13 protein-coding genes and 1 pseudogene are annotated in these 13,165 nt (G+C 71.9%); 9 read left to right on the top strand and 5 right to left on the bottom strand.

What is annotated here, in order from left to right; all coding sequences use genetic code 11:
- The first annotated feature begins 12 nt into the window (after positions 1-12).
- The 4 genes from JW592_RS07620 (at position 13) to JW592_RS07605 (ending at position 4,742) form a co-directional block, all read left to right on the top strand.
- A complete protein-coding gene (locus tag JW592_RS07620) occupies positions 13-855 on the top strand; it encodes a nitrilase-related carbon-nitrogen hydrolase (RefSeq protein ID WP_209264156.1) in 843 nt (280 codons plus the stop codon).
- On the top strand, positions 852-2,186 hold the full coding sequence (locus JW592_RS07615; protein WP_209264155.1) for an aspartate aminotransferase family protein: 1,335 nt from the start codon (positions 852-854) through the stop codon (positions 2,184-2,186). The genes JW592_RS07620 and JW592_RS07615 overlap by 4 nt, the downstream gene beginning before the upstream one ends.
- 102 nt (positions 2,187-2,288) lie before the next feature.
- Positions 2,289-3,692: a dihydropyrimidinase gene (gene hydA, locus JW592_RS07610; protein WP_209264154.1), complete on the top strand. Its 1,404-nt coding sequence runs from the start codon at positions 2,289-2,291 to the stop codon at positions 3,690-3,692.
- Between the two features lie 30 nt (positions 3,693-3,722).
- Positions 3,723-4,742 carry a TIGR03842 family LLM class F420-dependent oxidoreductase gene (locus JW592_RS07605; RefSeq protein WP_209264153.1) on the top strand — a complete coding sequence of 340 codons (1,020 nt, stop codon included), beginning with the start codon at positions 3,723-3,725 and terminating at the stop codon, positions 4,740-4,742.
- Positions 4,743-4,761: 19 nt separating this feature from the next.
- Here the strand turns inward: JW592_RS07605 and JW592_RS07600 are convergent, their stop codons facing one another.
- The gene (locus JW592_RS07600; RefSeq protein ID WP_209264152.1) at positions 4,762-5,067 is read right to left on the bottom strand and encodes a GNAT family N-acetyltransferase; all 306 of its coding nucleotides are present in this window, start codon (positions 5,065-5,067) and stop codon (positions 4,762-4,764) included.
- Between the two features lie 309 nt (positions 5,068-5,376).
- Here JW592_RS07600 and JW592_RS07595 point away from each other — a divergent pair, with 309 nt between their 5' ends.
- Complete coding sequence (locus JW592_RS07595; protein ID WP_209264151.1) at positions 5,377-6,231, top strand: SDR family oxidoreductase; 855 nt, start codon at positions 5,377-5,379, stop codon at positions 6,229-6,231.
- Positions 6,232-6,259: 28 nt separating this feature from the next.
- On the opposite strand, the pseudogene JW592_RS07590 reads toward JW592_RS07595, so the two are convergent.
- The 4 genes and pseudogenes from JW592_RS07590 to JW592_RS07575 form a co-directional block, all read right to left on the bottom strand.
- Positions 6,260-6,394: pseudogene (locus tag JW592_RS07590) on the bottom strand (lipoate--protein ligase family protein); the annotation flags it as partial.
- 34 nt (positions 6,395-6,428) lie between these two features.
- Positions 6,429-6,905 carry a hypothetical protein gene (locus JW592_RS07585; RefSeq protein WP_209264150.1) on the bottom strand — a complete coding sequence of 159 codons (477 nt, stop codon included), beginning with the start codon at positions 6,903-6,905 and terminating at the stop codon, positions 6,429-6,431.
- A gap of 41 nt (positions 6,906-6,946) precedes the next feature.
- Positions 6,947-7,501: a COG4315 family predicted lipoprotein gene (locus JW592_RS07580; protein WP_307805323.1), complete on the bottom strand. Its 555-nt coding sequence runs from the start codon at positions 7,499-7,501 to the stop codon at positions 6,947-6,949.
- 128 nt (positions 7,502-7,629) lie between these two features.
- Positions 7,630-8,394 carry a 3-oxoacyl-ACP reductase family protein gene (locus JW592_RS07575; protein WP_229375389.1) on the bottom strand — a complete coding sequence of 255 codons (765 nt, stop codon included), beginning with the start codon at positions 8,392-8,394 and terminating at the stop codon, positions 7,630-7,632.
- A gap of 195 nt (positions 8,395-8,589) precedes the next feature.
- On the opposite strand from JW592_RS07575, the gene JW592_RS07570 reads away from it, so the two are divergent.
- The 4 genes from JW592_RS07570 to JW592_RS07555 all read left to right on the top strand — a co-directional run bounded on the left by JW592_RS07570 (position 8,590) and on the right by JW592_RS07555 (position 12,956).
- Entirely contained in the window at positions 8,590-9,279 is a 690-nt protein-coding gene (locus JW592_RS07570) for a B3/B4 domain-containing protein (protein WP_209264147.1), read from the top strand.
- A 94-nt stretch (positions 9,280-9,373) separates the two neighbouring features.
- Positions 9,374-10,243 (top strand): inositol monophosphatase family protein, encoded by an 870-nt coding sequence (locus JW592_RS07565; RefSeq protein WP_307805322.1) that lies wholly within the window; start codon positions 9,374-9,376, stop codon positions 10,241-10,243.
- A 34-nt stretch (positions 10,244-10,277) separates the two neighbouring features.
- Positions 10,278-11,708 carry a phytoene desaturase family protein gene (locus tag JW592_RS07560; RefSeq protein WP_209264146.1) on the top strand — a complete coding sequence of 477 codons (1,431 nt, stop codon included), beginning with the start codon at positions 10,278-10,280 and terminating at the stop codon, positions 11,706-11,708.
- A gap of 114 nt (positions 11,709-11,822) precedes the next feature.
- Positions 11,823-12,956 (top strand): glycerate kinase, encoded by a 1,134-nt coding sequence (locus JW592_RS07555; protein ID WP_209264145.1) that lies wholly within the window; start codon positions 11,823-11,825, stop codon positions 12,954-12,956.
- Positions 12,957-13,165: the final 209 nt, after the last annotated feature.

The raw sequence follows: 13,165 nt of genomic DNA, 5'->3' as shown, positions 1-13,165 counted from the left end.
AAGGAGCCGCTCATGCCCGACCTTGTACGTGCCGCGCTGGTTCAGGCGACCTGGACAGGCGACACCGAGTCGATGATCGCCAAACACGAGGAGCACGCCCGCGAGGCCGCTCGCCGGGGCGCGAAGATCATCGGATTCCAGGAGGTCTTCAACGCCCCCTACTTCTGCCAGGTCCAGGACCCGGAGCACTACCGCTGGGCCGAGCCGGTCCCGGACGGGCCCACCACCCGGCGGATGCGGGAGCTGGCACGGGAGACCGGGATGGTCATCGTCTCCCCGGTCTTCGAGATCGAAGGGTCCGGCTTCTACTACAACACCGCGGCCGTCATCGACGCGGACGGCACCGTGCTGGGCACCTACCGCAAGCACCACATCCCGCAGGTCAAGGGGTTCTGGGAGAAGTTCTACTTCCGGCCCGGCAACCTCGGCTGGCCGGTGTTCGACACAGCCGTGGGCAAGGTCGGCGTCTACATCTGCTACGACCGGCACTTCCCCGAGGGCTGGCGCGCGCTCGGCCTGGCCGGAGCGCAGCTCGTCTACAACCCCTCCGCCACCTCGCGCGGTCTCTCCGCCCATTTGTGGCAGCTCGAACAGCCCGCGGCAGCCGTCGCCAACGAGTACTTCGTCGCCGCCATCAACCGCGTCGGCACGGAGGAGCTGGGCGACAACGACTTCTACGGGACGAGTTACTTCGTGGACCCGCGCGGCCAGTTCGTCGGTGATGTCGCCTCGGACAAGGAGGAGGAACTGCTGGTGCGGGACCTCGACATGGGGCTGATCGACGAGGTCCGGCAGCAGTGGGCCTTCTACCGGGACCGACGGCCCGACGCCTACGAAGGGCTGGTGCGGCCGTGAGCGGCGGCCGGGAGGGCGAGCACCCCGGCGTCCACCGCGCGCTCCGCGACCGCCACCGCGCCGTACTCCCCGACTGGCTGGCGCTCTACTACGACGAGCCGCTGGAGCTCACCCACGGCGAGGGCCGGCACGTGTGGGACGCCGAAGGGCGCCGCTACCTGGACTTCTTCGGCGGCATCCTCACCACCATGACGGCCCACGCCCTGCCCGAGGTCACCAAGGCCGTCGCCGAGCAGGCCGGCCGGGTCCTGCACACCTCCACCCTCTACCTCAACCGCCCCATGGTGGAGCTCGCCGAACGCGTCGCCGCGCTCTCCGGTATCCCCGACGCGCGGGTCTTCTTCACCACTTCGGGTACCGAGGCCAACGACGCCGCGCTGCTGCTGGCCACCGCCCACCGCAGGTCCAACCAGGTCCTGGCGATGCGCAACAGCTACCACGGACGGTCGTTCTCCACCGTGGGCATCACCGGCAACCGCACCTGGTCGCCCACCTCCCTCTCGCCCCTGCAGACCCTCTACGTACACGGCGGAGTACGCAGCCGGGGCCCGTTCGCACACCTGGACGACGCGGAGTTCATCGAAGCCTGCGTCGCCGACCTGACGGACATGCTCGGCCAGACGCGCGGAGAGGTGGCCGCGCTGATCGCCGAACCCGTCCAGGGCGTCGGCGGATTCACCTCGCCGCCCGACGGGCTCTACGCCGCCTTCCGCGAAGTCCTCCAGCCCAACGGCATCCTGTGGATCAGCGACGAGGTGCAGACCGGCTGGGGCAGGACCGGCGACCACTTCTGGGGCTGGCAGGCCCACGGCGCCGCCGGGCCGCCCGACATGCTCACCTTCGCCAAGGGCATCGGCAACGGCATGTCAGTCGGCGGCGTCGTGGCCCGCGCCGAGATCATGAACTGTCTGGACGCCAACTCCATCTCCACCTTCGGCGGCAGCCCCGTCACCATGGCGGCGGCCAACGCCAACCTCGGCCACCTCCTCGAACACGACCTCCAGAGCAACGCGCGCCGTGTCGGCGGTCTGCTGCTGGAGCGGCTGCGCGCCGCTTCCGCCGGACTCGGCGTCGTCCGTGAGGTCCGCGGACGAGGGCTGATGGCCGGGATCGAACTGGTGGTGCCCGGCACGGATACGCCTTCGCCCGAGGCTGCGTCAGTTGTGCTGGAGGCGGCACGTGAAGGCGGGGTCCTCATCGGCAAGGGAGGCGGCCACTCCACCTCCAGCGTGCTGCGGATCGCGCCGCCGCTGACGCTGACCGTCGAGGAGGCGGAGGAAGGCGCCACCGTGCTGGAGCGCGCGCTCCGCGCCGCCGACAGCGCGATGTGAGGGGCTGCCCCTGTCCGCCGTAGACCTCGTGCGGGCGGATTGTGGCTTGTCGCGCAGTTCCCCGCGCCCCTTCGGGCGCAGAGCTTTCAGGAGGGCAACCGTATGACCCGGACGACCCTGATCAAAGGCGGCCTCGTCATCACCGCCGCTGAGGAAATGCCCGCGGACGTCCTCATCGAGGACGGCCGCATCGCCGCGATCGCCGCCCAGAACAGCGCTCTCGCGGCATCGTTCAGCGCCGACCGCACCCTGGACGCCACCGGCCGCTATGTCGTCCCGGGCGGTGTGGACGCGCACACCCATATGGACTTCCCCTTCGGCGGCACCTTCTCCAGCGACGACTTCGAGACCGGCACCCGCGCCGCGGCCTGGGGCGGCACCACGACCATCGTCGACTTCGCCGTCCAGACCAAGGGCCACGCTCTGCGCGAGGGGCTGGACCAGTGGCACGCCAAGGCGGACGGCCGGTGCGCCGTCGACTACGCCTTCCACATGATCCTCTCGGACGTGAACGAGGGCACGCTCAAGGAGATGGACGCCCTGGTCGAGGAGGGCGTGACCTCGTTCAAGATGTTCATGGCCTACCCGGGCGTCTTCTACAGCGACGACGGCCAGATCCTGCGCGCCATGCAGCGCACCGCCGCCAACGGCGGGCTGACGATGATGCACGCCGAGAACGGCATCGCCATCGACGTCCTGGTCGAGCAGGCCCTCGCCGCCGGCCGCACCGACCCGCGCCACCACGGCGAGGTCCGCAAGGCGCTGCTGGAGGCCGAGGCCACCCACCGTGCCATCCAGCTCGCCCGGGTCGCGGGCTCACCGCTGTACGTCGTACACGTCTCCGCGAGCGAAGCCGTCGAGCAGCTCGCCGCCGCACGGGGTATGGACCTGCCCGTCTTCGGCGAGACCTGCCCGCAGTACCTCTATCTGAGCACCGACAACCTCGCCGAGCCCGACTTCGGCGGCGCCAAGTACGTGTGCAGTACACCGCTGCGGCCACGGGAGCACCAGGCAGCGCTGTGGCGGGCGCTGCGCACCGACGATCTCCAGGTCGTCTCCACCGACCACTGCCCCTTCTGCTTCACCGGTCAGAAGGAGCTGGGCCGGGGCGACTTCTCCAAGATTCCCAACGGGATGCCCGGCGTCGAGCACCGGATGGACCTGCTCCACCAGGCCGTCGTGGAGGGGAATCTGACCCGGCGCCGCTGGATCGACCTGGCCTGCGCATCCCCCGCGCGGATGTTCGGGCTCTATCCGAAGAAGGGCACGCTGGCGCCGGGCGCGGACGCGGACATCGTCATCTACGACCCGCACGCCCAGCAGACCCTCTCGGCCGAGACCCACCATATGAACGTCGACTACTCCGCCTACGAGGGCAAACGCGTCACCGGCCGCGTCGAGACCGTGCTCTCCCGGGGCGAGCCGGTCGTGGAACGGGGCGACTACACCGGACGGGCCGGGCACGGGAGTTACGTCCCGCGCGGGATCTGTCAGCTGCTCGGCTGAACACGGAAACGGACTCAAAGGGGCATGCCCATGGACTTCGGACTCGTCCTCCAGACGGACCCTCCCGGTTCCGCGACCGTCGCGCTGATGCGGCACGCCGAGCGCAACGGCTTCCGGTACGGCTGGACGTTCGACTCGCCGGTGCTCTGGCAGGAGCCGTACGTCATCCACAGCCGCATCCTCGCCGAGACGGAACGGCTGGTCGTCGGGCCCATGGTGACCAACCCCGGCACCCGCTCCTGGGAGGTCACCGCCTCCACGTTCGCCACTCTCAACGAGATGTACGGCAATCGCACGGTGTGCGGTATCGGGCGCGGCGACTCGGCGATGCGGGTCGCCGGTCGCCCGCCCACCACCCTGGCGAGGGTGGGCGAGGCCATGCGTGTCGTCCGTGACCTGGCCGAGGGCCGCGAGGCCGTGGTGGACGGCACCGCGCTGCGGCTGCCCTGGGTCCGCGACGGGCGGCTGCCGGTGTGGATGGCTGCCTACGGGCCCAAGGCGCTGGCGCTGGCCGGGCGGGAGGCGGACGGCTTCATCCTGCAGCTCGCCGACCCGCTGCTGACGGCCTGGATGGTCGGCGCCGTACGCGAGGCCGCCGCGCGCGCTGGGCGGGACCCGGGCGCCGTCACCATCTGCGTGGCCGCGCCCGCCTATCTGTGCGAGGACACCCCCGAGGCGCTCGCGCACGCCAGGGAGCAGTGCCGCTGGTTCGGCGGCATGGTCGGCAACCACGTCGCCGACCTCGTCGCGCGCTACGGCGAGCACTCCGACGCCGTGCCCCCCGCGCTCACCTCCTACATCAAGGAGCGCGCGGGGTACGACTACGCGCACCACGGCCGGGCCGGCAACCCCGACACCGCGTTCGTACCGGACGACATCGTGGACCGGTTCTGCCTGCTGGGCCCCGCACAGGCGCATCTCGCCCGGCTGCGGGAGCTCGCGGAGCTGGGCGTTGACCAGTTCGCCCTCTACGCGATGCACGACGCCAAACAGGACGTCGTGGACGGCTACGGCACCCGGATCATCCCGGAGCTGGCCCAGATGTGCTGACGGGGCGCGTCCCCCCGGGTCAGCCGTTCTGCTTCTCGATGACCAGTGGCTGGTAATCAGGGTGCTTGCGGATGTAGTTCGCGAAGAACGGACAGATCGGTGCCACCTTCTCGCCCGCCTCCTGTGCCGTCTCCAGGATGTGGCGCGAGAGGGCGCCGCCCACCCCCCGGCCCTCGTACTCGGGCTCGACCTCCGTATGGGTCACCGCGATCACGCCGGGCGCCCTGAGGTACTGCGCGATCCCCGCGAGGGAACCGCCGATCCGGGCCTCGTAGCGGCTCTCGGCGGGGTTGTCGGAGATCTCCGGCTGCTGCTCCCCGGCCATGCTGCTCCTCGCTGTCGTCGGCTGCCGGCTGTCACTCGGCGGCGTCATGGAGCTGTCCCGTGAACTGCTCGGGCGGCACGGGCTCCGACTCGCTGTCGTCCAGCCTCGCGCCGCCTGTGCCGCGCGGCAACGGGGGAGCGCCCAACGGGGTGGCCGCCCGTCCGCTGCGGCACCCGGCCCACGAGAAGTTGACTTGAACCTCGCTTCAACTTGCAGGGTGTGAGCACACGGCGGCGCCCGGCCCCCCGGCCGGCAGCCGCAGACCCAACCACCCCGGGTACAGCCCGGACATGTTCAAGGAGCGCGGTCGTGATTCTGGTAACCGGAGCGACAGGCAAGGTCGGCGGACAGGTAGCAGCTCAGCTCGTGGCAGCGGGAGCGCCCGTACGCGCACTCGTCCGCGACCCGGCGGCCGCCGTGCTGCCCGACGGCGTCGAGGCCGTGCGCGGCGACCTCGCGGACCCCGCGAGCCTGACCGCGGCCCTGGCCGGGGACGTGCGGGCCGTCTTCCTCGTTTGGCCGCTGGCCGACCGGCAGGGTGCGGCCGAGGTCGTCGCGACGCTCGCCGAGCACACCCGGCGCACCGTCTACCTGTCGGCCCGCGGGGTGACGGACGACGAGCAGGCCGAGCCCGGCCACGACATCCTCGGCAACCACACGGCGCTGGAGCGGCTCGTCCGCGCCTCCGCCGCCGAGTGGACCCTGCTGCGGCCCGGCGGATTCGCCACCAACACCCTGCGGTGGGCCCCGCAGGTGCGCACGGGCGGTCCCGTCCGCACGGCGTACCCCAAGGCGGCACGCACCCTGGTGCACGAGGCCGACACCGCGACAGCGGCCGTACGCGCGCTGCTGACCGACGACCTGGTGGGAGCTGCTCCCGAGCTCACCGGGCCCGAACTGCTCACCCAGGCCGAGCAGATAGCCACCATCGGCGAGGTCGTCCTCGGCCGTCCCCTGGCGGTCGAGGAGCTCTCCCGCGAGGAGGCCCGCGCAGAGTTCCTCTCCGCCGGCCTGCCGCCCGCCTACGTCGACGCCATCCTCGACGCGCACGCCGCGATGGAGACCGACCCCGAGACCGTGGCGCCCGGGGCCGCGGAACTGCTGGGGCGCCAACCGCACACCTACCGCGAGTGGGTCGCCGACCACATCGCCGACTTCCGGTGACCGGCGGTCGCCGCGCGGGGGAGCGGGGTCACGGTACTCGCGCGGTCCACTCCTCGCTGCTGTACTTGGTCAGCGCCAGCTCCTCGGCGTGTGCCAGCTCCTCGGGCGTCACATGGCCCTCGGTGAGGCCGTAGCGGGCGCGGAAGGAGCTGATCATCCGCTCGGGTCCGCGCTGTCCGTCCCGGCCGCTGATCAGCCTACGCCGGTGTGGACACCTCGGTGACGAGCCGTCGGGAGCGCCGCGTATGGCTGATCAGCAGGAAGGTGGACATCACCAGCGTGACCGCCTGGGCGACGACGGCGAGCCGTTTGTCGTCGTACCAGACCGGCTCGTACATGTCGGGGAACGGCCCGAGCTTCCCCACGTCGACATAGGTGTAGATCAGCAGCAGCGCCAGCCCGCCCGCTGAGACCAGCCAGGCGAAGGCGTCCGAGGCGGTGCGCCACCACACGGCCACCAGCAGCGCCGCCAGCGCCGCCACCCCCGCCTCGATCCGGAAGAGGTCGCCCTGGCTGATGCCCGCGCTCACCGCGTCGTACTGGTCGGCGAGAGTGGCGTGCAGATAGGCGTTCACGCCGAGCCCGCCTGCGGACAGCGCGCGGGCACCGCCCTGCACGATGCGGTACGCCTGCCCGTGTGGTGCGGGTGGTGGCGCGGAGGTGTTCGCGCTCATCGCCTCTCCTGCCGTGCGGGTGTGCGGGGCACCGGCCGTGCTCAGTAGCCGCCGTCGGTGTTCTTCGGCTTCTCGGAGGGCTTCTCCTTCCGCTTCTTCTCCTGCTCACCCTTGGTGATCTTCTTGCCGGACGGTGCCAGGACGAACCACTCGGCGCCGAACTGGTCGAGCGCCTGGCCATTGGTGTCCCCGGGCTTGTCGTCGCCCGCGTAGAGGTAGAGCGGGTGACCCTGGTAGGTGACCTGCCGTTCGCCGTCGTCCCGCTTGCTGGTCCCCAGCAGCCCGCTCTTGACGCCTGCGCCGGCCTTGGGCTCCGCCTTGCCCTTGACGACGACGGGCGGCCAAGCCTGGGCACAGCCCCCGTCGCACGTCGACTTGCTCGACTTGTCCGCCTCGAAGAGGTAGATCGTGCGGCCCGAGCCGTCGACCAGGATCTTGCCCAGGTCGGTGGAGCGCAGCTGCACCGTCGCTCCGTTCTTGGCCGTGGGCGAGGGGGAGGGGGACGAGCCACCTTCGCCGTCGCCGTCCGAGCAGCCGCCCAGAGCGGTGACCCCCAGCAGGGCTGTCACGGCGAACACGGCTGTCCTGGCGGTCATTCTCATGAGGTCCTCCGGCTCGGCTGTCCCGCAGCCTGGAGAGGGCTGCGGGACCAGAGCAGCATGCGCCCGGACCGGCGGCCATTCGGCGGGGTCCGTTCCGGGTAACCGGACCTGCTGCCGCCGCGTCAGGCGGCGAAGCCGCCGTCCACCGCGAGCACGGCGCCGGTGACGTACCGGGCGCTGTCGCCGACGAGGTGGGCCACCGAATCGGCGACCTCCTCAGCCGTTCCGTACCGGCCCAGCATCGTGAGCGCTGCCTGCGCCGAGGCACCCTCGGCGTCGGCGGGGTTCATATCGGTGTCGATGGGACCGGGCGAGACCTGGTTGACGGTGATGCCGCGCGACGCCAGCTCGCGCGCCAGCCCCTTGGTGAGGCCGGTGACGGCCGACTTGCTCATGGCGTACAGCGTCATCCCTGGGAAAGGCACGCGCGCTGACACACAGCTGCCCACGTTGACGATCCGGCCGCCGTCGGACAGCCGGGAGGCCGCCGCCTGTGCGACGAGGTAGGCACCGCGCACATTGACCGTCAGCACCCGGTCCAGCTCCGCCGGCCGCACCGTCTCCAGCTCCCCGAAGGCGCCGGTACCGGCGTTGTTGATCAGGATGTCCAGCCGTCCGAACTCCTCGGCTGCGCCGTCGACGGCGGCCCGTACGGATTCCTCGTCGGCCAGTGCGGCGCGTACCGTCCACGCCCGGCCGCCGCGCTCCTTGATCCGCTCGGCCACCTCGCGGGCCGACTCGGCACCGGACTCGTACGTCAGCGCCACATCCGCGCCGTCCGCCGCCAGCCGCAGCGCCACGGCGGCGCCGATTCCCCGGCTGCCGCCGGTCACCAGAGCGGCCTTTCCGCTGAGGGGTCTGCCGTGGGAGCCGCTGCCGTCGCGCATGATTTCCGCCTGCCTGTCCGAGGTCGTCTCTGTCGTCGTGTCACTCGTCGTTCCGGTTGACATGACTCGATCCTCGGGCGGCGGGTGAGGGCGTGCTGGCGCTATTCGGACCGCGCATTCTGGTCCCGTATGCTGCACCTGTTGGTACGGTCAAATGAACCGAATCGAACCGGACCCCAGGAGCGACACACCCCCATGAACGCCACCGAGGAATGGCTGGCCGCCGCCTCCATCGACCCGTCGGTCGGCGCCCTGCGCCCCGACTACCGCGCGCTGCTGATCGTCGCCGAAGGGCTGCGGCCCGGACCGAGTGACGACTTCAGCGAGAAACTGCTCGCCGAGGCCGAGGCAAAGGCGTGCGACCCCGACCAGCACCCGCACATCGCCGCCTGGCGGGAGGCGTTCCGGGCCTTCGGCGCCAAACCCAAGCGCACCCGCCCCAGCGCCGACGCGCTGCTGCGCCGCGCCCCCGAGGGGCTGCCCCGTATCGACCGGCTGACAGACGTCTACAACGCGGTCTCCGTCGCCCACGCCGTACCGCTCGGCGGCGAGGACCTGGACCGCTACACAGGACCGCTCCGGCTCACCCGCGCCGAGGGAACAGAGCCCTTCGTGCTGATGTCGGGCGGCGAGCCGGTGACGGAGAACCCGCGCCCGGGCGAGGTGATCTGGCGTGACGACGAAGGCGTCACCTGCCGCCGCTGGAACTGGCGCCAGTGCGTACGGACCAGGCTGACGACCCGGACCACCCGCGCCGTCTTCATCCTCGACGCGCTCGGCGCCATGGACGACTCGGCACTGGAGGCGGCCGGCCGCGCCCTGACCGACGGGCTGCTGGCCGGCAGCCCGGGGGCGGTCACGCTCTCCCGCCTCCTGAGCGCCTGAAGCACACCGTGCCGGGTAGGCGGCATGCGGCGGCCGGGCCCGGGTTCCCGTTCCGGACGAGCGTCGGGGCACGGCTCCGTGCTTCCATGGGGGCGTGATCGACGACGAGCTGATGGCAGCGGTGGAGCAGGCGGTCCTGAAGACCGTGGAGGATCAGGTCATGCCGCGCTGGCGGCAGCTCGCCGAGCACGAGGTCGAGACCAAGACCGGCAGCCACGACCTGGTCACCGTCGCCGACCAGCGGGCCGAACAGCAACTGTCCGGGGCGCTGCGCCGGTTGCTGCCCGGTTCCGCCGTCGTCGGCGAGGAGACCGTGCACGCGCACCCGGCCACCTACGCCGCGCTCGAAGGGCCCGACCCGGTCTGGATCATCGATCCCATCGACGGCACCCGCCAGTTCGTCGCGGGCGACGAGGGCTTCTGCACCATGGTCGCGCTCGCCCACGACGGCGAGACCCTGGCCGGCTGGATCGTGGCGCCCGCGCTGCGGATGACGGCCACCGCGCGGCGAGGCGCCGGAGCGTTCCTCAACGGCATGCCGCTGCGGGCCGGTTCACCCGAAGCGGGCGCCCCGCTGCGCGTCGCCGTCTCGCACCCGGACTACACCGACGAGTTCCAGGAGCGCGCGTTGCGCAGCCTGCGTACGGACGGCGTGGACGTACGGCCCACCGGCTCCGCGGGGCTCGAATACGTCGCGATCGCCCACGGACGGCTGGACGCCGTCGCCTACACCTGGGAGTCCGCCTGGGACCACGCCGCCGGACTGCTGACGGTGGCCGAGGCGGGCGGCGCCAGCAGCACCGTCGCCGACGCACCGTTCCGCCTCGCGGGCGGCAACGCGCTGCCGTTCACCGCGGCGCGTGACCCGGAAACGACGCGGCGTATGGTGGGGCTGCTGCGCGACGAGAGCGACGATCCGCCGCACACCGACAGCGACGACAGCCACCGGGGCCGACCCGCCTGACCGGGCGGGGCGAGCCGGGCGAGGGGAGCCGCAAGTGCCATCGATCCGGGACGCGGTGGTCGTGGGAGCCGGCCCCAACGGACTGACGGCGGCCGTGGAGCTGGCCCGGCGCGGCTTCGAGGTCGAGCTGTTCGAGGCCCGTGACACCGTCGGTGGCGGCGCACGCACCGAGGAGCTGACACTGCCCGGCTTCCGGCACGACCCCTGCTCCGCCGTCCACCCCACCGGAGCCGTCTCACCCGCCTTCCGCGCCATGCCGCTGGAGCGGTACGGACTTCAGTGGCTGCACCCCGAACTCCCCATGGCGCACCCGTTCCCGGACGGCAGCGCCGCCGTACTGGCCCGCTCGGTCGGTGAGACGGCGGCTTCCCTGGGCCCGCGCGACGCGGGCGCCTACCGCCGCCTGATCGGCCCGTACGTCCGGCGCTGGGAGACGCTGGCAGAGGATTTCTTCGGCTACGGCTCCGCGCTCAACGGCCGCTTCCCCACCGACCCCGTACAGCTCGTGCGCTTCGGTCTCGCCGGGCTCCAGCCCGTCACCTGGTCCCGGATCCGCTTCCGCGACGAGAAGGCCAGGGCGCTGCTCGCCGGAATGGCGGGGCACGTCATCGCGCCCATGAACAACCCGTTCATGACGGCTCCCGCTCTCGTCTTCGCACTCGCCGGACACGTGGTCGGCTGGCCGGTGCCGCGCGGCGGCTCGCAGTCCATCTCCGACGCGCTGGCCGGATATCTGCGGGCACTCGGCGGCACGATCCACACCGGCGCCGAGGTCAAACGCCTGGACGAACTCCCGCCCGCCCGCGCCTACATCTTCGACACCTCGCCGACCGCGCTCGCCCGGATCGCGGGACTGGGCAGCGCCTACGACGGCGTCCGCTACGGCGCCAGCCTCTTCAAGATCGATTACGCGCTGGACGGCCCCGTCCCCTGGACCTCCCACGACGCCGCCCGCGCCGGAACGGTGCATGTCGGCCCCACCCTGGGCGACATCGACACCGCGATGCGCGACGCCGTCGTACGCGGCCGGGCCCCCGAGCGGCCCTTCCTCATCACCTCCCAGCCCAGCCTCGTCGACCCCAGCCGCGCCCCCGAGGGCAAGCACGTCTTCTGGGCGTACGGCCACCTGCCGAACGGCTGGGAGGGCGACGCCACCGAAGCCGTCGAGCAGCAGCTCGAACGGTTCGCGCCCGGATTCCGCGACCGCGTACTGGCCAGGGCCACCGCCGGACCGCCCCAGCTCGCGGCCCGCAACGCCAACTACGTCGGCGGTGACATCGCCTGCGGCTCCGCCGCCGGACTGCGGCTGCTGATCCGGCCCAAGCTCAAGCGCGTCCCGTACGAGACCGCACACCCGTCCGTCTATCTGTGCTCCTCCGCGGCTCCGCCGGGACCCGGCGTCCACGGCATGGCGGGCCACCACGCGGCCCGGGCCGTCTGGCGACGCCTCCGTCACGTACGGTGAGCAGTACACGCGTCCCCTCAAGAGGTGGCCCATGGTCGAGGAAGGCGTCGGAAAGATAGGGTCCCCAAGGCGCGACTGCCTGTTCGACCAACAGAGAGACCCAGGGGCAGAACAATGACAACGACGGCCCGGACCACACCGGCGCGCGTGCTGATCGCCGCGGACAAGTTCAAGGGATCGCTGACGGCCGTCGAGGTCGCAGAGCATCTCACGGCCGGAATCCGCAAAGCGCGCCCCGAGGTGGAGGTCGAGGCCCTGCCGGTGGCCGACGGCGGCGACGGCACCGTCGCGGCAGCCGTCGCCAACGGCTTCACCCGCCACGAGGTCGAGGTCACCGGCCCCCTCGGCGCCCCCGTCACCGCCGCGTTCGCGCTGCGCGAGGGCACCGCCGTGGTGGAGATGGCCGAAGCCTCCGGCCTCCAGCACCTGCCGCCCGGGGTCTTCGTACCGCTGACCGCCACCACCTACGGCGCCGGCGAGCTCCTGTTGGCCGCCGTCGAGGCCGGAGCGCACACCATCATCTTCGGCGTCGGCGGCTCGGCCACCACCGACGGCGGCGCCGGCATGCTCGACGCACTCGGCGCCCGGCTGCTGGACCAGGACGGCGACTCCATCCCGTGGGGCGGCGGCGGGCTGCGCGAGCTGGCCTCAGCGGACCTCTCCGAGATGGACCCGCGGCTGAAGAACGTCGAGGTCGTCCTCGCCAGCGATGTCGACAACCCGCTCACCGGGCCCAAGGGCGCCGCCGCCGTCTACGGCCCGCAGAAGGGGGCCGCCGAGGAGGACGTCAAGCTCCTGGACGCCGCCCTCACCCACTTCGCCGAGGTCCTCGGCGAGCAGGAGGCCGCCGCCTCGCCCGGCGCCGGTGCCGCGGGCGGCATCGGCTTCGGCGCCCTCGTCGGCCTCCGCGCCCGGTTCCGGCCCGGCATCGAGATCCTCATGGAGGAGCTCGGCGTCGAATCCGCGATCGGGAGGGCCACTCTGGTGATCACCGGAGAGGGCTCCCTGGACGAGCAGACCCTTCACGGGAAGGCCCCTGCGGGTGTCGCGGCTGCTGCGCGCCGCGACGGTAAGCCTGTGGTTGCCGTTTGTGGGCGGCTCGCCATCGGTGCCCGCAAGTTGCGGGCCGCCGGCATCGAGAGGGCGTACGCCCTTACGGAGATCGAGCCCGATGTCGACCGCTGCATTGCCGAGGCCGGCCCCCTCCTGGAAACCCTCGCCGAACGCCTCGCAGCCAACCACCTGTGACCGCCCTTGGCTGAGGGCCCGGCCCTCTGACCTTCTTCCGTTGCTGGGGGGCTCCGCCCCCGACACGACCTGTCGGCGGCAGCCGAAGCAACAAACGGGGCGCGCGTCCACAGCGCGGTGGGCCACCCCGTGAGGGGCGTGCGTCCACAACGCGGCGGGGGGCACCCCGTGAAAAGGGGAGCGGCAAGGCAAGAGGGGCCCGCCACGGT

It is taken from the genome of Streptomyces spirodelae (genome assembly GCF_017676385.1).
Lineage (GTDB): Bacteria > Actinomycetota > Actinomycetes > Streptomycetales > Streptomycetaceae > Streptomyces > Streptomyces spirodelae.
The sequence above is the reverse complement of the archived record's forward strand: the minus strand, read 5'-3'. Positions and strand labels throughout refer to the sequence as shown.